The organism is Neisseria sp. Marseille-Q2251 (assembly GCF_940793045.1).
Classification (GTDB): domain Bacteria; phylum Pseudomonadota; class Gammaproteobacteria; order Burkholderiales; family Neisseriaceae; genus Neisseria.
Genome location: NZ_CALNWV010000003.1, coordinates 88,061 through 109,307, shown reverse-complemented (window position 1 = coordinate 109,307; position 21,247 = coordinate 88,061). Strand labels below are relative to the sequence as shown.

Genomic DNA, 21,247 nt, shown 5'->3' with positions numbered 1-21,247 from the left:
GTCCTGATTTAAATTTAATCCACTATATAATACCGCAACTTTCGTCTGAAAAAATTTCAGACGACCTCAATCCCAAAAACACACCATGACCCAAATCACATTCCCCCAAGCCGGACAGCTCACCGCTCTGCCGCCCCTATCGCTCTACATCCACATCCCGTGGTGCATCAAAAAATGCCCGTATTGCGACTTCAATTCCCACAGCCTGAAAAACGGATTGCCCGAAGCCGCCTATATCGACGCGCTGCTGACCGATTTGCAGCTCGAATTGCCCAATATTTGGGGCAGGCCGGTGGAAACGATATTTTTCGGCGGCGGTACGCCCAGCCTGTTTCAGGCGGAATCGATTGACCGTTTGTTGAGCGGCGTGCGTTCGCTGTTGCGCTTGCAGCCGGAAGCGGAAATTACTTTGGAAGCCAATCCGGGTACGTTTGAAATTGAGAAATTTCAAGGATTTAAAGATGCGGGTATCACGCGGCTTTCTATTGGGGTGCAGAGTTTCAACGACGATATGCTTGCACGGCTGGGGCGCGTCCACAACGGCAAAGAAGCCTTAACCGCTATCGATACCGCCTTGAAATTATTTGATAAAGTCAATATCGACTTAATGTACGCCCTACCGAACCAGACCGTTCAGACGGCCTTAAACGACGTACAAACCGCCATCGCCACGGGCGCAACCCACATCAGCGCGTATCATCTGACGATGGAGCCGAACACGCCGTTCGGCCACACGCCACCGAAAGGTTTGCCGCAAGACGAAGCAGCATTGGACATCGAAGACGCGGTACACGGCGCGTTGGAGGGCGCGGGCTTTATCCACTACGAAACATCGGCTTTTGCGAAACCCGCCATACAGTGCCGTCACAATTTGAACTACTGGCAGTTCGGCGATTATTTAGGCATAGGCGCGGGCGCGCACGGCAAAATCTCCTACCCCGACCGCATCGATCGCACCGTCCGCCGCCGCCATCCCAACGACTACCTCGCCTTAATGCAAAGTCAGCCGAGCGAAGCCGTTGAACGTAAAACCGTTGCCGCAGAAGATTTGCCGTTCGAGTTCATGATGAACGCCCTGCGCCTGACCGACGGCGTACCCGCCGCGATGTTGCAGGAACGCACGGGCGTACCCGCCGCCAAAATCATGGCGCAAATCGAAACGGCAAGACAAAAAGGTTTGTTGGCAACCGATCCGACCGTGTTCCGCCCGACCGAACGGGGACGGTTGTTTTTAAACGATTTGTTGCAATGCTTTTTGTAAGATTGGATTTTTTCAGACGACCTTGATACACCAAACCGTAACATCCGCAGACTGCCGCTTCATTAAGGTCGTCTGAAAATATCCATACCCTACACAATCACTCGGTTTTATACGATAATCGACACCGTTTTCATCAAAGCTTCCATCTTTCAGACGACCCCGACAACAGGAGAAAATCATGTCCAAAACCATCATCCACACTGACAAAGCCCCCGCCGCCATCGGCGCATACAGCCAAGCCGTGCGCGCGGGCGACACCGTTTACATGAGCGGTCAAATCCCCCTCGATCCTGCCACCATGACCGTTGTCGGCAACGGCGACTTCCGCACCGAAGCCCGCCAAGTCTTTAAAAACCTGCAAGCCGTTGCCGAAGCCGCAGGCGGCACGCTGGGCGACATCGTCAAACTCAACGCCTACCTGACCGACCTCGCCAACTTCGCCGTCTTCAACGAAGTCATGGCAGAGTTCATCCAAGAACCCTTCCCCGCCCGCGCCGCCGTCGGTGTCGCCTCCCTGCCCAAAGGCGTGCAGGTCGAAGCCGAAGCCGTGCTGGTACTGAACGCATAAGACACGCAACCCGTTTTCAGACGACCTCCCACAAGCCAAAGGTCGTCTGAAACACCACACACTATCGGACAATAACAACAATGGCACACTACGCAATCGGCGATATTCAAGGCTGCTTCGACGAACTCACCCTTTTGCTCGACAAAATCAACTTCAACCACGGTACAGACACCCTCTGGCTCGTCGGCGACATCGTCAACCGCGGCCCCAAATCCCTCGAAGTCCTCCAATTCTGCATGGAACACGAAAGCAGCGTCCGCATGGTTCTCGGCAACCACGACCTGCACCTGCTTGCCGTCGGCTACGGCGAAGGCACGATCAAGCGCAGCGACACCATCACCCCCATCCTCCAACATCCCGACAGCAAAAAAATGCTCGAATGGCTGCGCTTCCAGCCCCTGCTGATCAAAGGCGTGCGCCATGTTATGGTTCACGCCGGCATCCTGCCCCAGTGGACCATCGCCCGCGCCGAACTGCTCGCCAGCGAAACCGAAGCCGAACTGCGCGGCAAAAAATACAAAAAGTTTTTCTCCAAAATGTACGGCAACAAACCCGCCGAATGGCGCGACGACCTGACCGGCTACGACCGCCTGCGCATGATTCTCAACGTCTTCACCCGAATGCGCGCGCTGACACTGAAAAACGAACTCGATTACGACTACAAATCCACCCTCAAAAAAATGCCCCCGAATCTGCGCCCTTGGTTCAAAGCCCCCGACAGGCAAAACCTCAGCCACACCATCGTCTTCGGACACTGGTCTTCGCTGGGCTTTATGAACACCGACAACATCCTCTCCCTCGACACCGGTGCGCTTTGGGGCGGCGAACTGACCGCCATCAACCTTGCCGACCACAGCATCACCCAAGTCCCTTCCCTTGGCGGTTTGGACTGGAAAACGGCTTTGAAATAAGCCATGAAAATGAAAAAGCATAACCATTGAAGGCGGTGTGTGGGAGGGGGGGGAAGTCAGTTAATATAGAAGCACGTTTTCGGCAGCATAAAAAGAAAGTCGCCTGAAAACTAATTTTCAGACGACCTCACGGTTTTGTTGGTTGCAACCTCAATCTGTTTATTTTATTCAACGTTATTTTGATATATTTTTATCAGATTTCCTCTGCCATCATACTCATAGGTAAAACCCATTATTTTGTTGTTATTAATATATTTATCAAATTTAATTAATTTTTCATCTCTATAAAATCCGACATAATAAGATATAATTTCCTTGCTTTTTCTAATTTCATCTACTTTATCCAAATTAATTTCATTATACAATTTTGCAGGATGATTATACTTAGGGAAACTCATTCCTAAATAGTACTTAACGGTCAAATCATTATATGGAATATTTTTTTCAAGTGGATGTGACATACTTGAAGCACCTATCAAAAGCAAAATAGTCCCAATTGCTCCAACCAACAACTTTTCCATTTACTTTCTCCAATTCAAAGCCTAATTTCTTTAGAACGCTTTTTCTGTAAAAAAACAGATAGTTCAGATGATCTCAAATAAGATATTGAAGTCGTCTGAAAACAAAAAATACATGCATAAACTCCTTACATTCCATGCATCAGAATCCGGAGTTTAATTGAGCTATGTACTTACGACCTGCAATTACCAACTGGTTATAGGCCTATGCAAATTTGCCCAAAATTTTAATAATGATTGTTCAAAGAAGTGAAACTCAGAGAAGTCTTTTGCCACAACCAAACCTAATTCTTTGAAAAGATATTTAAATTCCCCCCTTTCAATTCCATCATATTTATTTAATAATTCAGAAAGCCCTTTTTCCGATGAGATATTAATTTCATTATAATATATTGGAATAATTTCTTTTTTATCATAAAAAATCGTAATTTGCGTCAATTTTTGATTATCAAATCTAAGCGCAAAATTATTTATCCATAAGATATTTTTCTTATCCGGGATAATTTTTTCTAATATATCATATTCTTTTATAATATCCGATAGAGAACTGTTAAATTCAAAATTACCTACTGACACATGAGGAATAAATATCAATTTACCATAAAATGTAATTAGACTTTTAAGTTTACTTTTTTGGAAGTCTAAGTATCTTAGACCCCTATTTTCATATAAATCTTTTATACTTTCATCGTAAATTAAAACCTGTAGAAACAATTTACCCTTATAATCAATATATAAAGCTAAATTATATTGTGGAAAAGTATAAAAATAGTTTTCTTCACCCGAAATTTCTACCAGAGGATTCTCCTCTTCTACAAATTTTTCGAGATTGGAGAAGTTAATAATTTTTCCATTTAAGCTAAATTCATCACAAGTTTCAGAAGATGATACAGTAATCACTTGTGAATCAGATTGTATCTTGTGCTTTCTATCAAACTCTAATGAACAACTAGATTCATTTAAAGTAGCATCATCTAAGTCAACCTTTCTTTGCCCCAAAGCAATCCCATTTAAGGAATTATTCAAAATTTTCAACATGTTGCTTATCTCCTATTTAATCTACGGCCTTCTGTCTTGGTAATATGCCCTTCACTAATTGCATAATCGATCATCTTGCCTGCTTTTCTGAATTTGCCTTTATCAATTAATTGCGCCTCTATCGGGAGAGACGGCTTCAAAGGAAGTATTGTCTTTCAAAAACTGTAAATAATGCTAGGATTTCTTGCCATCAAGGTCGTCTGAAAAACAGTTTTCGTAAAGTCGAAACCTTGTTTCAGACGACCTTTCGTTTCGCTTAAAGCATTTCTTATTATGCGGTATTTCATATAAAATACCGGTCTAAAGGCCGTCTGAAACAAAGGTTGCTCATGTCGATACCTTTATTTCAGACGGCTCGTCTTTCAAAATACCACCCCTCTGAGGAATACCCCATGCCAGAATACCGCTCCAAAACCTCCACCCACGGCCGCAACATGGCGGGCGCACGCGCATTGTGGCGCGCCACCGGCGTGATGGAAACCGACTTCGGCAAGCCCATCATCGCCGTTGCCAACTCGTTCACCCAATTCGTGCCCGGCCATGTCCACTTGCACAACATGGGCCAACTGGTTGCCCGCGAAATTGAAAAAGCGGGCGCAATCGCCAAAGAATTCAACACCATCGCCATCGACGACGGCATCGCCATGGGACACAGCGGCATGCTGTACTCCCTACCCAGCCGTGATTTGATTGCCGACTCCATCGAATACATGGTCAACGCCCACTGCGCCGACGCGCTGGTGTGCATTTCCAACTGCGACAAAATCACTCCCGGAATGCTGATTGCCGCCATGCGCCTGAACATCCCGACCATCTTCGTTTCCGGCGGCCCGATGGAAGCGGGCAAGGTCATCGGCGTGGCAAATATCCAGCCCGAACGCCGCTTGGACTTGATTGACGCCATGATTGAATCGGCGGATGACAATGTCAGCAACCAGCAAGTCGAAGAAGTTGAACAAAACGCCTGCCCGACCTGCGGCTCCTGCTCCGGCATGTTCACCGCCAACTCCATGAACTGCCTGACCGAAGCGCTCGGCCTGTCCCTGCCCGGCAACGGCTCCTACCTCGCCACCCACGCCGGCCGCAAAGAATTGTTCCTCGAAGCCGGCCGCATGATTGTCGAAATCACCAAACGCTATTACGAGCAAGACGACGAAACCGTGCTGCCGCGCAGCATCGCCACCAAAAAAGCGTTTGAAAACGCCATGACCATGGACATCGCCATGGGCGGCTCCACCAATACCATCCTGCATTTGCTCGCCGTCGCCAACGAAGCGGGCGTAGATTTCAAAATGGCCGACATCGACCGCCTGAGCCGCGTCGTGCCCTGCATCTGCAAAACCGCGCCCAACAACCACGACTACTACATGGAAGACGTGCACCGCGCCGGCGGCATCTTCGCCATCCTGAAAGAACTGGACAAAGCAGGCAAACTGCACACCGACGTGTACACCATCCACGCGCCGACGCTGAAAGACGCGATTGAACAATGGGACGTCACCAATCCCGAAAACACCCGCGCCATCGAACGCTTCAAAGCCGCACCCGGCGGCGTACGCACCACCCAAGCGTTCTCGCAAAACCGCATGTGGAAAACCCTCGACCTCGACCGTGAAAAAGGCTGTATCCGCAACGTCGAACACGCCTACTCGCAAGACGGCGGTTTGGCGGTCTTGTTCGGCAACATCGCCGAACGCGGCTGCGTGGTAAAAACCGCAGGCGTGGACGAGAGCATCCTCAAATTCACCGGCCGCGCCCGTGTGTTTGAAAGCCAAGAAGCCGCCGTCGAAGGCATTTTGGGCAACCAAATCGTTGCCGGCGACATCGTCATCATCCGCTACGAAGGCCCGAAAGGTGGCCCCGGTATGCAGGAAATGCTGTATCCGACCAGCTACCTGAAATCCAAGGGCTTGGGTAAAGCCTGCGCCTTGCTGACTGACGGACGCTTCTCCGGCGGTACATCAGGCCTCTCCATCGGCCACGCTTCGCCCGAAGCGGCGGAAGGCGGCGCCATCGGTTTGGTGCACGAAGGCGACACGATTGAAATCGACATCCCCAACCGCAGCATCAACCTGAAAGTGTCCGACGAAGAACTCGCCGCCCGCCGCGCCGAAATGGAAGCGCGCGGCAGCAAAGCGTGGAAACCGGAAAACCGCGACCGCTACGTCTCCGCCGCCCTGCGCGCCTACGGCGCCATGGCAACTTCCGCCGACAAAGGCGCGGTGCGCGACGTATCGCAAATTGAACGGTAAAACAGTACGGCAATAAAGGTTTCAGACGACCATACGGTATCGTAGGTCGTCTGAAAACCTAAAAGCAGCCTGCACTTTTTCGCCCAAGAAGACAACGGACACAGCTTTTTCGCGCTGGACTACCGCAACACCGGCGCAAATGGTGAACCACCCGTCATCAATATCTATCAGGACGATTTGACGGAAGAATACATTGCAGACAGCTTCTCCGGTTTCGTCTGCCACCTGACCGAAGACGAGTAAGGTTTTTCAGGCAACCTGAAACCCTGTCCCCACCCACCCGAAAAAATCCCATGACTCCCGAACAGCAAACCCAAATCGCCGCCTTAGACCGGATACACGGCGGCAGCCTCTCCCCAGAATTTGTTGCAGCAACCTACCAACTGTTTGCCCCCACAGCCCCTTCGCCCGAACACGTCCGGCGCGACCTTGCCTACGGTGGGCACAAACACCAGAAATTCGACCGCTACGGCCTGCCCGACAAATCGGACATCATCGTCTATATACACGGCGGCGGCTTTGTTGCCGGCAGCAAAGGCAACCCCGACAGCCCGTTTTTCGCCAATATCGGCGCATGGGCGGAAGCCAGTGGAATGCAGGCCGTCGTTCCCGACTACCGCCTTGCCCCCGACCATCCCTATCCTGATGCACGGGACGACATTACCAGCGTTGTCGGTCTGCTGCACCGCGAACGGCCCGATGCGCGGATTTGGCTTGTCGGGCAGTCCGCAGGCGCGGCTCATGTTGCCGATGCACTCGCCTTCGGGCAACGCCAAAACGTGCCGCTGCCGGTTGCAGGCGTAATCATGTTTTCGGGGATTTACGACCCGCCGTCAGCAGGCACGCACCCGGGCATCAGTTCCTATTACGGCGTTCCGTCCGAACGCACCGGCAATCTGCCGCAACTCGGCCGAATCCGCGTGCCCGCGCTTTACACCGTCTCGCAATACGACCCGCCGTTGTTCCGGCAGCAGGCGCAGGCTTTGCGCGATGCCTGCCCGCAGGCCGACTTGCGCGAACTGCCGCACCACAACCACCTTTCCACAGCATTAAGTATCGGCGGCCCGCAGGACGATGTTGGTGCAATGCTGCTGGACTTTATCAGACAGAATACTTCTGCCCACACGGCATAACCCACACCGTTTTCAGGTAGCCTGAAAGCCCTTGGAGACCACCTCGCCGATAAATATCGTCCCGCTAGCGGAACAGCCGCAGCACATCGACACCCTCGCCCACGCCCTGCACGCCGAATGGCACGATTTCGCCCCGTGGCAGAACGTGGAAAAAATCTGCGCCTATTACGCCCGCTGCTTGGAAGGCAATGACCTGCCGCTTGCCTGGCTGGCGGTGGACGGTGGGCGACTGCTCGGTTCGGCCGCGCTGAAACGGCACGACATCGCCGCGCTGCCGCAATACGAATACTGGCTGGGCGACGTGTTCGTGCTGCCCGAAGCACGCGGATGCAGCGTGGGCAGGTATCTGATGGAACACGCCCTGATTGAAGCGCATCGGCTCGGCCTGCCCGAACTCTATCTTTACACGCCCGACGTGCAGGCGGTGTACGCCAAATACGGCTGGCGCGAAATTGAAACGCGGCTGCATAACGGCGAAACCGTGTCGGTGATGCGGCTGGCGTTGGGCAGCGGCGCGTAGGGTAGGATAGGCGTTTTCAAGTAGCCTGAATGCCGTCTGAAACCCCAAAAAGCAACCTGCACTTTCGGAAAACCCAAGTGTAGGCTGCTTCAAATCCGCAACCGATAGAAAGACAATAATGACAAAATATTGGATTGGTACCGTATCCCAAGAACACGTCCTACGCGGCGTGGCAGGCGGGTTCTGCCAAGTGTGCCATGGCAAAGCCGCACCGCTCAACCGCATGAAGCGCGGCGACTGGCTGCTTTATTACAGCCCGAAAATCCGCATGGACGGCACGGAAAAACTGCAAGCCTTTACCGCATTCGGGCAAATTACGGACAATACCGCCTATCCGTTCCAAATGAGCGAGACCTTCATCCCCTTCCGCCGCAATGTGGAGTATGCCGAAACCCGCCGCAACTGCCCGATAGACATCATCCGCACGCATCCCGAATGGAAAAAATACGCCGCCATGCTGCGTTACGGGCATTTTGAAATCAGCCGCGATTTCTTTGATTTTGTGCGGACGTATATGCAGTTGCCGCCCGACACGGTCTGGCAACAACAGGGATTTTTGTAAGGCGGGTAAAAGTGCTGCTGTTGCAGGCTGGCGGCACCATTTGCACCGAAGGTACGGCAGGCGACCGTGAAGCCACACCCTCAACGCGCCTGTGTAAAAATCGATGACGGATACGACCATTTTGCCGTTTAACAGTCACAAAAAATCCGAGGTCGTCTGAAAACTTAAAACAGCCTGCATTAATTTCATTGTACAAACTGTCTACAAATAACGGCTAAATACCGCCAAAATTTGGAAAGGATATTCCGATGAGCATTTCTTTTTACATCAAAAATCCCAAAAAGCTATTTAGCCGCTTGCCTGTATTAACAGTGCAGGAATGTTTCCAGCTTTCATTGCAGCCGCTGGCACAATTTTCATTTGATGAACACGATGAAGATTTTGATTTAAAGCAATTTCAAGCCATGCCGTTATCCGACTTCGAATGTCTGCTGCTTGGCGTGAACGAAAAAAGCGGTAGGGGATTTGAATTATCCTTTGATGAAGACACACAGGAATACGCTGTGCGGCAATTCACGCCCAGCACTTTGGAAGACTGGCAAATCGCCCTGCAATATCTCGCCGATTTAGCCCGCGCGCTCAAACAACCGATTACCTGCGAAACCGATGAAACCTTCACTGCCGACACCATCCAAACCTTCGATTTCAAACCAGACATACAGGCCGGTATATCCATGGTGCCTTTTGAAGATGAAGACGAAATACAAAACTATAAATTCTACGGCGTTACCCGCCCTGTGGCACTGAACAAAGAGATTCGCGACAAAATTCTAGCCGACAACGACCCACTCGCAGCCTTCAGCCGCCTGATGCGTGAAACCCAATGGCTGGATGCCTATTCCGCTCATCAAATGATTGGGAAAAATAGTGACACGGGAGAGCTCGTCGGCTTTTATGTCTTAAACCCTGAACTGCCGACTATCCTGCCCTACCAACCCGAAATAGAATACGGCACGGATCTCGATATTTCCAACAACGATATCAGCAGCTGGAGATTGATTTTTACCAACGATGACGATTCACCTACCGAGCTGCCCTACGAAACCTTTATCGCACGGCTACCCAAAGAAAAATACCGCTTTATTGACGCAGCGTATATTCTGCTGGAAGCATTCACGAAAGACGAATTGGCTCAGCTTGCCATCGAATAATGCTCAGGCAGCCGCCATTTATAAAATGAGGCAATCAAAATGACGGTCAACAAGTTTCAGATTATCCCTTTTAAAGGCGTGGATTTAGGCGACATACAAAAAGGTCATCTGAAAACAGAAACCCAATCCTGTTTTCAGACGACCTTTTGCATTGCAAATCAACTTAATTAGTGATGATGACCGTGCGGGCCGTGAACGTGGCCGTGTGCGATTTCTTCTTCAGTCGCATCGCGTACGCCGTCAACTGTCGCTTTGAACAAGATTTTCATGCCTGCAAGCGGATGGTTGCCGTCTACTACGGCTTTGCCGTCCGCCACGTCGGTTACGCGGTAAATCAAGACATCGCCGGTTTCAGGATCATCGGCTTCAAACATCATGCCGACTTCCACTTCAACCGGAAACACGCTGACGTCTTCGATACGCACCAGGCCGGGATCTTGCTCGCCGAAAGCATCATCGGGTGACAGCGCGACTTCAACGGTATCGCCGACGTTTTTCTCGTGCAAAGCTTCTTCCACCAAAGGGAAAATGCCGTCATATCCGCCATGCAGATAGACGATGGGTTCTTCAGTCTTGTCCAGCAGTTGGTTGTCCGCATCGTACATTTCATAGTGAAGCGAAACCACAGAATTTTTTTCAATAGCCATTTTTTATCCTTTATCATGACCGTTTATCAAAACAGGTTTTCTTTATTGACAACCCTCTGCCAACAAATCTAAAGTATTCTAACACACCGCCGTCATGCACGGAGATTTATCGCAAAATTATCAAAACTAACAATTATAAATTTATATGCACAATATTTAACATATTGCGCGCAAAAGCGTAAATTTTGATAATCTTTATATTTGTGTAACTTTTTTACAACTTTTTGCTTTTATGCGCAACAACTGCCCGAATTTCATTTAAACCGATTGAAAACAAAGGCCCATAGCGTATTCTTCAAATGTAAACGCATGAAATAAATAAATTTTACTATACAATTTATTTCAAATGTACATTGAATAACAGCCAATGCGGACTAGTTTTACCCCCGTCTTTCGTCCATTTCAGATTGATTAAAAATTACTAATTCGTCCGTATCGTTGCACCGAAGCACCCTGTGGGGCATAATGCAGGAAATTCAGCAATGAATTTTTACTCTAAATGAAACGACTTATATGTCGTTTTGTTGTTTTGTTCTACTTAAATCGATTTAAAGAAGGTTCTCAAAATGAAAAAATCTCTGATTGCTGCTGCTCTGTTATCTTTGGCTTTGGCTGCTTGTAACAAAGGCGCTGATACTGCTGCTCCTACTGCTTCCGGTGCCTCTGAAACTGCTGCTTCTGCCGCTTCTTCTGCAACTGGTGCCGCTTCTGCCGCTTCCTCTGCAACTGAAGCCGCTTCTGCAGCTAACACCGCTGCTTCTGCTGCCAACACTGCCGCTTCTGCAGCTAATACCGCTGCTTCTGCTGCAACTGGTGCTGCTTCTGCTGCCAGCTCAGCTGCTGCTTCTGCCGCTTCTGCTGCAAAATAATATTTTTACAGTTAAAAAAGCAGGATACGGATTGTATCCTGCTTTTTTGTTTTTCAGACGACCTTTACCGTTTTTCGCTTCCCTTATCCGCTATATAATCTTCCGTACACACACAAACCATCCTGCTGCCCGTTATGCCCAATCTGTACGACCGTTTTCTTGAATTCCTTTCCCCCGCCGAAATCCTCGAAGCCACACCGGCCTTGTTAAACGACCAGCGCCGCCGCTTTGTTTCCGAACCGGACATCATCTTGCAACCGCATTCCATAGAAAATGTACAAAAAATCATGCGGTTTTGTTTTGAACACCGTATCCCCGTTACCCCACAGGGCGGCAATACCGGTTTGTGCGGCGCGGCGGTAGCTTCCGGCGGCGTACTGCTCAACCTTTCCAAAATCAACCGCATCCGCGAAATCAACCTTGCCGACAACAGCATCACCGTTGAGGCGGGCGTAATCCTGCAAAACGTCCAAAAAGCGGCAGCCGAAGCAGGCAGACTGTTCCCCCTCAGTCTTGCCAGCGAAGGCTCGTGCGAAATCGGCGGCAATATCGCCTGCAACGCCGGCGGATTAAACGTTTTACGCTACGGCAGTATGCGCGACTTGGTATTAGGCTTGGAAGTCGTCCTGCCCAATGGCGAACTTGTTTCCCATCTCCAACCGCTGCACAAAAATACCACCGGTTACGACCTTCGCCACCTCTTTATCGGCAGCGAAGGCACGCTCGGCATTATCACCGCCGCCACGCTCAAACTCTTCGCCCGTCCGCAAACCATAGCGACCGCGTGGGTAGGTTTGGACGATATCGAATCTGCCGTACAGCTTTTAACAGCCGTACAAGGACATTTTGCCGAACGACTGACCAGTTTCGAGCTGATCAGCCGCTACGCCTTGGCATTGTCTTCCGAGTTCAGTCATCTCAAACAGCCGACCGATGCAAACTGGCACGTCCTGCTCGAACTGACCGATTCCGTTCCCGATGCCGCGCTCGACGAAAAACTTGCCGAGTTTCTCTATCAAAACGGCCAAGAAAACAGCATCATCGCGCAGTCCGAACAAGAGCGCCTCGATCTGTGGACGCTGCGTGAAAACATTTCCGCCTCCCAGCGCAAGCTAGGCACCAGCATCAAACACGACATCGCTGTCCCGATTGCCCAAGTCGCCGCCTTTGTCCGTCAATGCGCCCCCGCCTTAGAAACCCGTTTTCCGGTTATACAAATTGTCTGCTTCGGACATTTGGGCGACGGCAGCCTGCATTACAACACTTTCCTGTCCGACGTCTTGAGCAACGAAGCCTACCGTTACGAAGATGCCGTCAACAGCATCGTCTATGAACACATCCTCGCCTGCCACGGTACCATCGCGGCGGAACACGGTATCGGTACCATCAAAAAACACTGGCTCCCCAGCGTCCGCACCCCGTCCGAAATCGCCCTGATGCGCGCCATTAAAGCCCAGCTTGATCCGCACAACATCATGAACCCGGGCAAACTCTTGCCGTAAGCAATATTTCATATAGTGGATTAACTTTAAACCAATACGGCGTTGCCTCGCCTTAGCTCAAAGAGAACGATTCTCTAAGGTGCTGAAGCACCAAGTGAATCGGTTCCGTACTATCTGTACTGTCTGCGGCTTCGTCGCCTTGTCCTGATTTAAATTTAATCCACTATATTTGCCAAAATCGAAAAGGTCGTCTGAAAACCTAATCCCAGTTTCAGACGACCTTTGACATGGTTCGCAGATTGCACTCAAGACAATATGCCTCAATCCAATCAACCCAGCACAAACTATTCTTCTTCCCTGCGCCTGCGCTTCAACAAAATGCGTACAGCGCCGTCATTGCCTTCCCTCGGCTCGACATAAGCCAATACATCGGGGTGCTGCATCAGCCAGCGGCGCGTCATGTTTTTTAAAACGGGTTTGTAGCCTGATGAGCCCAAACCGCTGCCGTGAATGATTTCGGCGCATACACCCCGCTTTTGGGTAAATTCGATAAATTCGTTTAAAACCTGTTGTGCCTCTTCCTGCGTGTAGCCGTGCAAATCGACATCGGCGACTACGGGATAATGCCCGTTGCGCAGACGTTGCAAGTCATTCTTACCTTGTCCGTTTTTACTGAACGAAGCAGGCGGTTCATCCCAAGAAGCGCCGCTGCCGACATAAAAATAATCTTCGGCTGCCAAACTTTCCTGCTCTTTCGAGCGGGGTTTGATGGGCGTTTTATCACGCGGCGCTTCATAGCGCGGTGCGGTTTTCAGCGGCGTTACTGCACCTACGGCTTTGGCGAAATCGATATTCTCTTCCTCGCGCTTCTTCGCCAAGGCTTGCTCCTGCGCCCGCGCTTCGGCTTCTTTTTTGGCTTGCTTGCCTAATGCTTTCAAGGCGGATTGGAAATCTGTTTTCATCATGGGGATATTTCGAGGTTTAACATGGAAAACACATTTTCAGACAACCTCTGCGCTCCGTATACAGGTCGTCTGAAAACGGCTTATAAATATTTGCGCATCAGTTCGCACTTGACCTTGACGTCTTTGTTCAACTGCAATACGGCGGAACCCAAAGATTCGTAGTGGTTCAAGCGGTAGAAAGGAACGGAATTGAGCGAGGCGTACAGTTTCAAAAAGCTCAAACCCGCCTGATGGGCAAGTTCTTCGGCACGGCGCAGCAAGGCTGTACCCAAGCCGTGATTATGAACGAAGGGATGGACATACAACGCATCCAATTGGGCTTCTTTGAAGTCCACTTGGAAAAAACCCTGTATGGTCCCCCTGTATTCCACCACCCAAAAGGCTTTGCCGGGATCGGAAATGGTTTCGAGGTAGCTGTCGATATCGAGCAGGGCTTCCCACGCATGCAATACTTTATCGTCGTAACTGCGGATGCAGGTATATTGGACGGCGTGCAGATGGGCATTGTGTATGGCTTGGCAGTCTTGCGCGACTGCGGGACGGAGTATGGTCAGAAGGCTCATGGCAAGATGTGTTGTAAGATGTATTGTAATGCGTGTTCAGACGACGTTTTCTTCATAAACAGACAGGGGGTCGTCTGAACGCTGTTTCCGATATTATATTTTATATTCAAAGGCTTTGATGTAATTTCCCCGCTGCTTCAAATGCAGTGTCGGCATCGGCGGACAAAACGGTGAAATGCCCCATTTTGCGGCCTTTCCGCGCGGCTTTTTTGCCGTACAGGTGCAGGTGTGCATTCGGATGGCTTTGCAACGGCAGCCAATTCGGTTCGCCACCGTCTTCCTGCCAGACGTCACCCAAAATATTCGCCATGCAGCATGAAGAAAGCAGCTTGGTGTCGGCGGGCGGCAGATTGCACATAATGCGTACCTGCTGCTGGAACTGGTCTGCGGCGCAGGCATCGATGGTGTGGTGGCCGGAATTGTGCGGGCGTGGGGCGATTTCGTTGACGACCAATTCATGCGCGTCGCCGACGACGAACATTTCCACCGCCAATACGCCGACATAATCCAATTCGTCCGCCAAGCGTTGCGCCATCTGCCGCGCCTGTTGTTGCACGTCGGCACTCAGCCGCGCAGGAACGATGGAGTAAGCAAGGATGCCGTTTTCGTGGATGTTTTCGGCGGGGTCGAAGGTTTGCACGTTTTCATTGTTCAGACGACATACGATAACGGAAATTTCGCCGCGCAAATCCACCATTTTTTCCAAAACGCAATCCACACCGCCGTGTTCGGCAAACGCGGCTTTGAGTTCGTCCACCGTTTTGACGCGGATTTGACCCTTGCCGTCGTAGCCCAAAGTGGCCGTTTTCAGGATGCCGGGCAGGAATTGCGCGCTTGCTCCGCTGATGTCGTCTGAACGGCAAACCGCTTGATACGGCGCGGTTTGTAGCCCCGCTTTGCGTATCCAAGCTTTTTCCTGAATACGGTTTTGCGCGATAGCAACGCAGTCGCCACTGGGGGAAACGTTGGTATGTTTTGCCAAAAAGCGCATCGCGTCGGCATTGACATTTTCAAATTCAGTAGTAACCGCCGCGCATTTTGCCAACTCGTCCAAGGCGGCTTGGGCGTCAAACGGCGCGCACAAATGGCGGTCGGCAAATTCCGCCGCCGGCGCGTTCGGATCGGGGTCGAGTACGGTTACTTTGTAACCCATGGTTTTGGCGGCAACGGTAAACATTCTGCCTAATTGTCCGCCGCCGAGGATGCCGAGCATGGCGGGCGGGAGGATGGCGGATGAGTTCATCAGCATTTTGCGGTTCCACTAAAATTTTCCCGAAATTGTAACAAACCTGCTTATAGAGATAAATGTTAAAACGCCTTTTATAGTGGATTAACTTTAAACCAGTACGGCGTTGCCTCGCCTTAGCTCAAAGAGAACGATTCTCTAAGGTGCTGAAGCACCAAGTGAATCGGTTCCGTACTATCTGTACTGTCTGCGGCTTCGTCGCCTTGTCCTGATTTAAAGTTAATCCACTATACACGCTATTTCGATGCCTACCGTATGAGCAAAATGACAACAATCAAAACGTCCTCCCCCGATATCCGAATTTTCCAAAGAAACCTATCGGCAGCCGTTTTGTAATAAAAGGTCGTCTGAAACCGTATGATGGTTTTCAGACGACCTTTTCCCCTTCATCTGAGCAGACTTACCCCAGATATTTCAGTTTGCCTTTGAAATCTTCCAGCTTCTCATAGCCTTTTTTCGCCATGATGGCTTTCAAGCCAAGCGAAACACGTTCGAAAACTTCGACACCTTGCTGATGCAGCGCCGTGCCGATTTGCACCATGCTCGCGCCGCACAAGATATGTTCAAACGCATCGCGACCGGTATAAACGCCGCCTGTGCCGATGATTTGGATGGACGGATTCAATCTTTGGTAGAACGCGTGGACGTTGGCGAGCGCGGTCGGTTTGATGTATTCGCCACCTATGCCGCCGAAGCCGTTTTTAGGGCGGATCACGACGGATTCGTCTTCGATATACATGCCGTTGCCGATGGAATTGACGCAGTTGACGAATTTCAGCGGATGGCGGTTGAACACTTCCGCCGCTTGGTCGAAATGGACGATGTCGAAATACGGCGGCAGTTTGATGCCCAAAGGCTTGTCGAAGTAGCCGAAGGCTTCGCCCAAAATCCGCTCGGTCGTTTCAAAGTCGTAGGCGATTTGCGGCTTGCCGGGGACGTTCGGACAGGAAAGGTTGAGTTCGGTAATGCCTTTAAATCCGCTGTTTTGCACTTTTTTCAACAGCGTATGCGTTTCATCGGGCGACATACCGACCAGCGAGAGGAAAAATGTCCGTTCGGGCTGCGATTCTTGAAGGCTCAGCAAATAATCCAGATAGTAATCAATGCCTTGATTCGGCAAACCCATGGAATTGATACTGCCCAGCGGTACATCGCGGTAACGCGGCTCGGGATTGCCCGCCCGCGCTTCCAGCGTCGCCGTTTTGGTGACGAAGCTGCCCGCAGCGGATTGTCTGACTTCTTCCAATTCTTCCACGGTCATACACGCCACACCAGCGGCGTTCATCAGACAGTTGTCAAAAGAAAAACCGGCGATTTGCGTTCTCAATGACGGCATATCCTGCTCCTTTCCCTTGGAAAATCAATTTGTTTGCGAAGCGTAACACGAATAGGCGGCAAAATTTTTAACAAACATCAAATGACAGACAATGTAGGGAAATGTTGTTTTATAGTGGATTAACTTTAAACCAGTACGGCGTTGCCTCACCTTGTCCTGATTTAAATTTAATCTGCTATATATGATGAAGGAAAGGCGAAAAAAGGTCGTCTGAAAGCATGGTTTCAACAAAGTGAAAACCTAAAATGCTTTTCAGACGACCCTATGTTTGCCTGTTCAAAATACGGTTAAAATCCCCAACCCTACCCTTTTGATTTTTCTTGTCTCCGGATTTCGATATGTTTCAAAACGTCATGGCGATTGCTTTTGGCGCGGCTTTGGGCGCATTGTCCCGCTGGTTGCTCGTTCTCGCCTTTGCCGCACTCTCCGTCCCGTTTTCAGCCGGCACGCTTGCCGCCAACTGGATCGGCGCGCTCTTAATCGGCATCTGCGCCGAATGGCTGGATAATCCGCAATGGAAGCTTTTACTGATTACCGGTTTTCTCGGCAGCCTGACGACATTTTCCAGCTTTTCATTGGAAATAGTCACCCTGATGCAGGCGCAACGCTGGGCGACGGCGTTTTCAGCGGTCTGCCTGCATGTTTTCGGCTCGTTCCTGCTGACGGCGTTGGGCATTTACTTGACGCAAAGCTGGAAATAGCCGCGAACATCGTCATCCCAATAAAATATTCTTACTCTATCCCGATATCCAAACACACGGTCTCTCCGCAATATGCTTTACCTGCTTCGGTCATATGCGCCGGTTTGTAGGCGGCGAAGGTGTAGGTCAGATCGGCGCGGAAGGTGTCTTCATCTGCTTCGCCGGTGTCGCAGTTCAGCCCGGTCGGGATGTCCAGCGCGATTTTGAAGCCGTCGGCTTGATTCAGCAGGCGGCAGACGGCGGCGGTTTTTTCAGGCAATGCGCCGCTGAAACCTGTTCCGAAAATGCCTTCGATAACGAGACCGTAACCTGTTTTCAGACGACCTTCCAGTTCGTCGGATCGGATAAAGCTGACGCCGTCTAAATGATTCAAACGCTCGCGATTCAACTGCGCCAGCGGCGACAGTTTATCTCCCAAGACGAAGACGACATCTACCTGCCAATCCTGTTCCGACAACACGCGCGCGATGACCAAACCGTCGCCGCCGTTATTGCCCTTGCCGCAAACGATCAGCGCGCGCCCTGCTTTGGGGAAACGGCGCAGCAAATCCGCGGCGGCGGCTTGTCCCGCGTTTTCCATCAGTTGCTCGAAAGTCGTGCCTTTATCGACTGCCATTTGCTCGTGCTCGCGCATTTCTGCGGCGGTGTAGATTTTCATCATTCGCTCCTTTTCTCTTTACGCCTATCAAACATCCAAATGCAAACCTTATCAATAGCCCTGCCCGACTTTCCCGTCAAATCATTCGCTTTTTTTGATTTGCCGCAAGAGGTCGTCTGAAAATCAGGAATTTGGTGGCTTTGGATTTGATTTTTATGTTAACAAGATTTATTATCAAAATAAAACAAAGTGATAAACAATCAAAACTACTTCTTTTGCGGGAACGGGCGTTGGAACATGCCTCGGCCTACCCTGTGTCAAATTCGTCTTTACTTGCCGTCTCTTTTTTCAATCGACAACGAAAGTAAAACACCCTATGTCTGCCATACCTTTGTCAAAACTCAGTAAAGGCGCAGTCGCGCACATCGACTCCATCGTCCCCAATTCGACTTTCGGCGAACTCGACCCGCTGGTTACGCGCCGTCTTGCCGACTTGGGTTTTTCAAGCGGAATGCCGTTGCAGGTGATTGCCGTCGGCGGATTCGGACGCGGTCCGTTTGCCGTACGTTTGGGCAACCAGTCGCAATTCTCGTTGCGGCAGGAAGAAGCGGGAAAAATTATGTGCCATGTGATTGACGGCTGACCGCTGTACAGACAGGCGGGCTTCATGTTCTGAAAATGCGGCAAAGGCGGATTGAACCTGACCGCCCTATCCTTTTCAGACGACCCGGGTCGTCTGAAAGCGCCGTTTCAAAGCCTTTTCCCCAATTCAACGCCAAACTCATCACACAATCAAACAAGGAGAATAAATAAATGGAACTAAGCTATTTTGCCTTGATTGGCGCGCCAAACTGCGGCAAAACCGTTTTGTTCAACGGTTTGACCGGCGCACATGCCAAGGTTGCCAATTATCCGGGCGTAACGGTCGATAAGCGCGAGGGCGCCTTACTTGACGACAAGGCCGTTCGCATTATCGACCTGCCGGGCACATACAGCCTGCGCACGACCAGCCCCGACGAAGCGGTGGCGAAAGATGTCGCCGTAGGCAAGCTGGGCATTCCGCCCGACGCCATCATTGCCGTTGCCGACGCGACCAACCTGCGTATGACCCTGCGCATGATTTTGGAACTGAAAACGCTGGGACTGCCTATGGTGGTGTCGCTGAACATGAGCGACGTTGCCCGCAGAAGGGGCTTGAATATTGATGCGGCCAAACTGAGCGAGTTGTTGGATGCACCTGTTTTGGAAACAGTTGCCGTGAGTGCGTCGGGCGTACAGGCCGTGCGCGAAGCCGTGGCGAAGCTGCCGCGCAAACGCTCTTTCCCCGCCAACCCCGCTTCTGCCGAACGCACGCTCGAGGCGCTGGAGAGCGACAAACTTTATCAAGAAGTCGAATCGATTTTGGCACAGGTGGTGCGCACGGAAATGACGCTGCCCGCATGGCACAAAAAACTCGACGACATCGTGCTGCACCCCGTCTGGGGCATAATTATGCTGCTGTTTATCCTGTTTATGGTGTTCCAAGCGGTTTACACTTGGGCGGCACCGATTATGGAAGCCATCGAAGGCGGCTTTGCCGCGCTGGGCGAATGGATAGGCACCAACATGGAGCCGGGCATCCTCAGCGACTTGCTCGTCAACGGCGTCATTGCCGGTTTGGGCAGCGTGTTGGTGTTCGTGCCGCAGATTACGATTTTGTTCGCCTTCATCCTGCTTTTGGAAGACTCAGGCTACCTGCCGCGTGCGGCGTTTCTGCTGGATAACGTGATGGCGAAAAGCGGCCTGTCCGGACGCTCATTCATCCCGCTCCTGTCGAGTTTCGCCTGTGCCGTTCCCGCCGTTATGTCGGCGCGTACGATTAATGACCCGCGCGAACGCCTCGTGACCATCGCCGTCGCCCCGCTGCTGACCTGCTCCGCGCGGCTGCCCGTTTACGCGCTGATTATCGCCGCCGTCATTCCTAATCGCACCGTAGGCGGGATTTTCAACCTGCAAGGACTGACGCTGTTCATCCTCTATCTCGCAGGCATCCTGTCTGCCGCCTTGGCAGCGTATATCATGAAACGCTTGGCGCGTATGAAAGGCAACGTGCAGCAATTCCCGCTCTTGATGGAGCTGCCGACTTTCCGCACACCCAACTTCAAACACATCATGACCAGCCTGTGGGACAGGGTAAAAGCCTTCCTCAAACGCGCCGGTACGATTATCTTCGCCCTTGCCGTAGTTTTGTGGGGCTTGGTAAGCTGGCCGCAACCGCCCGCAGGTGCAACAGGCGCGGCAATCGACTACAGCTTGGCGGGTATGCTCGGCCACGCTATCCAACCATTGTTCGCCCCGCTGGGCTTCACTTGGGAAATGTGTATCGCCATGATTCCGGGCATTGCCGCGCGTGAAGTCGTCGTTGCCGCACTGGGTACGGTCTATGCCGTCAGCGCGTCGTCTGAAGACGCCGTACAAAACGCGCTGATTCCGATTGTGCACAACAACTGGGGTTTGCCAACCGCCTTCGCCTTCCTGGCTTGGTATGTGTACGCCCCCATGTGTGCCGCGACATTGGCTGTGATTAAACGCGAAACCAAATCCACAAAAAATATGGTGATGATTACCGGCTATTTGTTCCTGATGGCTTACTTTGCCGCATTTGTGGTTTACCAAATTACTTCAAGGATACTATCGTCATGACTCAATATATTATCGTCGGCATCATCATGCTTGCCTGTCTGTTTTTCCTCTTGCGAAAATTCTTGTTCAAACCGAAAAAACACGATTGCAGCAGCGGCTGCGGCAAATGCGGCGGTTGCGGCTGAGCATGGATAGCTAGAAAGAAGAAAGGTCGTCTGAAATGGTTTCAGACGACCTTTTGTATAGCGGATTAAAATTGCAATGATACGGCGTTGCCAACACCCTTATGTACTACCCGTACACAGCGGGCGTTGCCGCCTTGTCTCATTTTTATTTTAATCCAC

The 21,247-nt window shown here is 51.0% G+C and carries 23 protein-coding genes; 14 read left to right on the top strand and 9 right to left on the bottom strand.

Annotated elements, in window-relative coordinates; translation table 11 throughout:
* The first annotated feature begins 85 nt into the window (after positions 1 to 85).
* From hemW to AAG834_RS02470, 3 genes are all read left to right on the top strand, one after another.
* On the top strand, positions 86 to 1,261 hold the full coding sequence (gene hemW / locus AAG834_RS02480; protein WP_342031138.1) for a radical SAM family heme chaperone HemW: 1,176 nt from the start codon (positions 86 to 88) through the stop codon (positions 1,259 to 1,261).
* A gap of 178 nt (positions 1,262 to 1,439) precedes the next feature.
* Positions 1,440 to 1,829: a RidA family protein gene (locus AAG834_RS02475; protein ID WP_003766974.1), complete on the top strand. Its 390-nt coding sequence runs from the start codon at positions 1,440 to 1,442 to the stop codon at positions 1,827 to 1,829.
* Positions 1,830 to 1,909: 80 nt separating this feature from the next.
* Positions 1,910 to 2,740 carry a symmetrical bis(5'-nucleosyl)-tetraphosphatase gene (locus AAG834_RS02470; protein ID WP_342031137.1) on the top strand — a complete coding sequence of 277 codons (831 nt, stop codon included), beginning with the start codon at positions 1,910 to 1,912 and terminating at the stop codon, positions 2,738 to 2,740.
* A 164-nt stretch (positions 2,741 to 2,904) separates the two neighbouring features.
* Here the strand turns inward: AAG834_RS02470 and AAG834_RS02465 are convergent, their stop codons facing one another.
* Positions 2,905 to 3,261, bottom strand: coding sequence for a hypothetical protein (locus AAG834_RS02465; RefSeq protein WP_070870672.1), 357 nt, complete (start codon positions 3,259 to 3,261; stop codon positions 2,905 to 2,907).
* A 183-nt stretch (positions 3,262 to 3,444) separates the two neighbouring features.
* Positions 3,445 to 4,296: a hypothetical protein gene (locus AAG834_RS02460; protein ID WP_342031136.1), complete on the bottom strand. Its 852-nt coding sequence runs from the start codon at positions 4,294 to 4,296 to the stop codon at positions 3,445 to 3,447.
* A 392-nt stretch (positions 4,297 to 4,688) separates the two neighbouring features.
* On the opposite strand from AAG834_RS02460, the gene ilvD reads away from it, so the two are divergent.
* Positions 4,689 to 6,548, top strand: coding sequence for a dihydroxy-acid dehydratase (ilvD, locus tag AAG834_RS02455; protein WP_342031135.1), 1,860 nt, complete (start codon positions 4,689 to 4,691; stop codon positions 6,546 to 6,548).
* A gap of 21 nt (positions 6,549 to 6,569) precedes the next feature.
* On the opposite strand, the gene AAG834_RS02450 is transcribed toward ilvD, so the two are convergent.
* A complete protein-coding gene (locus AAG834_RS02450) occupies positions 6,570 to 6,773 on the bottom strand; it encodes a hypothetical protein (RefSeq protein ID WP_342031134.1) in 204 nt (67 codons plus the stop codon).
* 68 nt (positions 6,774 to 6,841) lie between these two features.
* Here AAG834_RS02450 and AAG834_RS02445 point away from each other — a divergent pair, with 68 nt between their 5' ends.
* From AAG834_RS02445 to AAG834_RS02430, 4 genes are all read left to right on the top strand, one after another.
* Complete coding sequence (locus tag AAG834_RS02445; RefSeq protein ID WP_342031133.1) at positions 6,842 to 7,681, top strand: alpha/beta hydrolase; 840 nt, start codon at positions 6,842 to 6,844, stop codon at positions 7,679 to 7,681.
* Between the two features lie 49 nt (positions 7,682 to 7,730).
* A complete protein-coding gene (locus AAG834_RS02440) occupies positions 7,731 to 8,201 on the top strand; it encodes a GNAT family N-acetyltransferase (protein WP_342031168.1) in 471 nt (156 codons plus the stop codon).
* 118 nt (positions 8,202 to 8,319) lie between these two features.
* Positions 8,320 to 8,763 (top strand): EVE domain-containing protein, encoded by a 444-nt coding sequence (locus tag AAG834_RS02435; protein ID WP_342031132.1) that lies wholly within the window; start codon positions 8,320 to 8,322, stop codon positions 8,761 to 8,763.
* Positions 8,764 to 9,011: 248 nt separating this feature from the next.
* Positions 9,012 to 9,914 carry a DUF4299 family protein gene (locus AAG834_RS02430; RefSeq protein WP_342031131.1) on the top strand — a complete coding sequence of 301 codons (903 nt, stop codon included), beginning with the start codon at positions 9,012 to 9,014 and terminating at the stop codon, positions 9,912 to 9,914.
* A 167-nt stretch (positions 9,915 to 10,081) separates the two neighbouring features.
* On the opposite strand, the gene AAG834_RS02425 is transcribed toward AAG834_RS02430, so the two are convergent.
* Positions 10,082 to 10,561 carry an FKBP-type peptidyl-prolyl cis-trans isomerase gene (locus tag AAG834_RS02425; RefSeq protein ID WP_003778575.1) on the bottom strand — a complete coding sequence of 160 codons (480 nt, stop codon included), beginning with the start codon at positions 10,559 to 10,561 and terminating at the stop codon, positions 10,082 to 10,084.
* Positions 10,562 to 11,127: 566 nt separating this feature from the next.
* Here AAG834_RS02425 and AAG834_RS02420 point away from each other — a divergent pair.
* Positions 11,128 to 11,430: a hypothetical protein gene (locus AAG834_RS02420; protein WP_049224223.1), complete on the top strand. Its 303-nt coding sequence runs from the start codon at positions 11,128 to 11,130 to the stop codon at positions 11,428 to 11,430.
* A 134-nt stretch (positions 11,431 to 11,564) separates the two neighbouring features.
* Entirely contained in the window at positions 11,565 to 12,932 is a 1,368-nt protein-coding gene (locus AAG834_RS02415; RefSeq protein WP_342031130.1) for an FAD-binding oxidoreductase, read from the top strand.
* Between the two features lie 284 nt (positions 12,933 to 13,216).
* Here AAG834_RS02415 and AAG834_RS02410 read toward each other — a convergent pair whose 3' ends face one another.
* From AAG834_RS02410 to AAG834_RS02395, 4 genes are all read right to left on the bottom strand, one after another.
* Positions 13,217 to 13,834, bottom strand: a complete 618-nt coding sequence (locus AAG834_RS02410; protein ID WP_342031167.1) for a Smr/MutS family protein — start codon at positions 13,832 to 13,834, stop codon at positions 13,217 to 13,219.
* Positions 13,835 to 13,917: 83 nt separating this feature from the next.
* Complete coding sequence (locus AAG834_RS02405; RefSeq protein WP_003756935.1) at positions 13,918 to 14,400, bottom strand: GNAT family N-acetyltransferase; 483 nt, start codon at positions 14,398 to 14,400, stop codon at positions 13,918 to 13,920.
* A 106-nt stretch (positions 14,401 to 14,506) separates the two neighbouring features.
* Positions 14,507 to 15,643 (bottom strand): 5-(carboxyamino)imidazole ribonucleotide synthase, encoded by a 1,137-nt coding sequence (locus AAG834_RS02400; protein WP_342031166.1) that lies wholly within the window; start codon positions 15,641 to 15,643, stop codon positions 14,507 to 14,509.
* A 403-nt stretch (positions 15,644 to 16,046) separates the two neighbouring features.
* Complete coding sequence (locus AAG834_RS02395; protein WP_003756931.1) at positions 16,047 to 16,982, bottom strand: dihydroorotate oxidase; 936 nt, start codon at positions 16,980 to 16,982, stop codon at positions 16,047 to 16,049.
* A gap of 338 nt (positions 16,983 to 17,320) precedes the next feature.
* On the opposite strand from AAG834_RS02395, the gene crcB reads away from it, so the two are divergent.
* Positions 17,321 to 17,683: a fluoride efflux transporter CrcB gene (gene crcB, locus AAG834_RS02390; RefSeq protein WP_342031129.1), complete on the top strand. Its 363-nt coding sequence runs from the start codon at positions 17,321 to 17,323 to the stop codon at positions 17,681 to 17,683.
* Positions 17,684 to 17,714: 31 nt separating this feature from the next.
* Here the strand turns inward: crcB and AAG834_RS02385 are convergent, their stop codons facing one another.
* Positions 17,715 to 18,341 carry an NAD(P)H-hydrate epimerase gene (locus AAG834_RS02385; protein WP_342031165.1) on the bottom strand — a complete coding sequence of 209 codons (627 nt, stop codon included), beginning with the start codon at positions 18,339 to 18,341 and terminating at the stop codon, positions 17,715 to 17,717.
* Positions 18,342 to 18,657: 316 nt separating this feature from the next.
* Between AAG834_RS02385 and AAG834_RS02380 the strand changes: the two genes are divergently transcribed.
* The 3 genes from AAG834_RS02380 (at position 18,658) to AAG834_RS02370 (ending at position 21,088) form a co-directional block, all read left to right on the top strand.
* Positions 18,658 to 18,924: a FeoA family protein gene (locus AAG834_RS02380; protein WP_003742387.1), complete on the top strand. Its 267-nt coding sequence runs from the start codon at positions 18,658 to 18,660 to the stop codon at positions 18,922 to 18,924.
* Between the two features lie 170 nt (positions 18,925 to 19,094).
* Entirely contained in the window at positions 19,095 to 20,963 is a 1,869-nt protein-coding gene (gene feoB, locus AAG834_RS02375; protein WP_070512041.1) for a ferrous iron transporter B, read from the top strand.
* Positions 20,960 to 21,088, top strand: coding sequence for a FeoB-associated Cys-rich membrane protein (locus AAG834_RS02370; RefSeq protein WP_083299283.1), 129 nt, complete (start codon positions 20,960 to 20,962; stop codon positions 21,086 to 21,088). The genes feoB and AAG834_RS02370 overlap by 4 nt, the downstream gene beginning before the upstream one ends.
* Positions 21,089 to 21,247: the final 159 nt, after the last annotated feature.

What these genes read in the sequence shown, in the direction of transcription:
- hemW (WP_342031138.1), top strand. Translation starts at nt 86, where the DNA reads ATGACCCAAATCACATTCCCCCAAGCCGGACAGCTCACCGCTCTGCCG.
- AAG834_RS02400 (WP_342031166.1), bottom strand. Translation starts at nt 15,643, where the DNA reads ATGAACTCATCCGCCATCCTCCCGCCCGCCATGCTCGGCATCCTCGGC.
- AAG834_RS02405 (WP_003756935.1), bottom strand. Translation starts at nt 14,400, where the DNA reads ATGAGCCTTCTGACCATACTCCGTCCCGCAGTCGCGCAAGACTGCCAA.
- AAG834_RS02475 (WP_003766974.1), top strand. Translation starts at nt 1,440, where the DNA reads ATGTCCAAAACCATCATCCACACTGACAAAGCCCCCGCCGCCATCGGC.
- AAG834_RS02415 (WP_342031130.1), top strand. Translation starts at nt 11,565, where the DNA reads ATGCCCAATCTGTACGACCGTTTTCTTGAATTCCTTTCCCCCGCCGAA.
- AAG834_RS02385 (WP_342031165.1), bottom strand. Translation starts at nt 18,341, where the DNA reads ATGAAAATCTACACCGCCGCAGAAATGCGCGAGCACGAGCAAATGGCA.
- AAG834_RS02465 (WP_070870672.1), bottom strand. Translation starts at nt 3,261, where the DNA reads ATGGAAAAGTTGTTGGTTGGAGCAATTGGGACTATTTTGCTTTTGATA.
- AAG834_RS02470 (WP_342031137.1), top strand. Translation starts at nt 1,910, where the DNA reads ATGGCACACTACGCAATCGGCGATATTCAAGGCTGCTTCGACGAACTC.
- AAG834_RS02460 (WP_342031136.1), bottom strand. Translation starts at nt 4,296, where the DNA reads ATGTTGAAAATTTTGAATAATTCCTTAAATGGGATTGCTTTGGGGCAA.
- AAG834_RS02420 (WP_049224223.1), top strand. Translation starts at nt 11,128, where the DNA reads ATGAAAAAATCTCTGATTGCTGCTGCTCTGTTATCTTTGGCTTTGGCT.
- AAG834_RS02380 (WP_003742387.1), top strand. Translation starts at nt 18,658, where the DNA reads ATGTCTGCCATACCTTTGTCAAAACTCAGTAAAGGCGCAGTCGCGCAC.
- crcB (WP_342031129.1), top strand. Translation starts at nt 17,321, where the DNA reads ATGTTTCAAAACGTCATGGCGATTGCTTTTGGCGCGGCTTTGGGCGCA.
- AAG834_RS02435 (WP_342031132.1), top strand. Translation starts at nt 8,320, where the DNA reads ATGACAAAATATTGGATTGGTACCGTATCCCAAGAACACGTCCTACGC.
- AAG834_RS02430 (WP_342031131.1), top strand. Translation starts at nt 9,012, where the DNA reads ATGAGCATTTCTTTTTACATCAAAAATCCCAAAAAGCTATTTAGCCGC.
- ilvD (WP_342031135.1), top strand. Translation starts at nt 4,689, where the DNA reads ATGCCAGAATACCGCTCCAAAACCTCCACCCACGGCCGCAACATGGCG.
- AAG834_RS02425 (WP_003778575.1), bottom strand. Translation starts at nt 10,561, where the DNA reads ATGGCTATTGAAAAAAATTCTGTGGTTTCGCTTCACTATGAAATGTAC.
- AAG834_RS02395 (WP_003756931.1), bottom strand. Translation starts at nt 16,982, where the DNA reads ATGCCGTCATTGAGAACGCAAATCGCCGGTTTTTCTTTTGACAACTGT.
- AAG834_RS02445 (WP_342031133.1), top strand. Translation starts at nt 6,842, where the DNA reads ATGACTCCCGAACAGCAAACCCAAATCGCCGCCTTAGACCGGATACAC.
- AAG834_RS02410 (WP_342031167.1), bottom strand. Translation starts at nt 13,834, where the DNA reads ATGAAAACAGATTTCCAATCCGCCTTGAAAGCATTAGGCAAGCAAGCC.
- AAG834_RS02370 (WP_083299283.1), top strand. Translation starts at nt 20,960, where the DNA reads ATGACTCAATATATTATCGTCGGCATCATCATGCTTGCCTGTCTGTTT.
- feoB (WP_070512041.1), top strand. Translation starts at nt 19,095, where the DNA reads ATGGAACTAAGCTATTTTGCCTTGATTGGCGCGCCAAACTGCGGCAAA.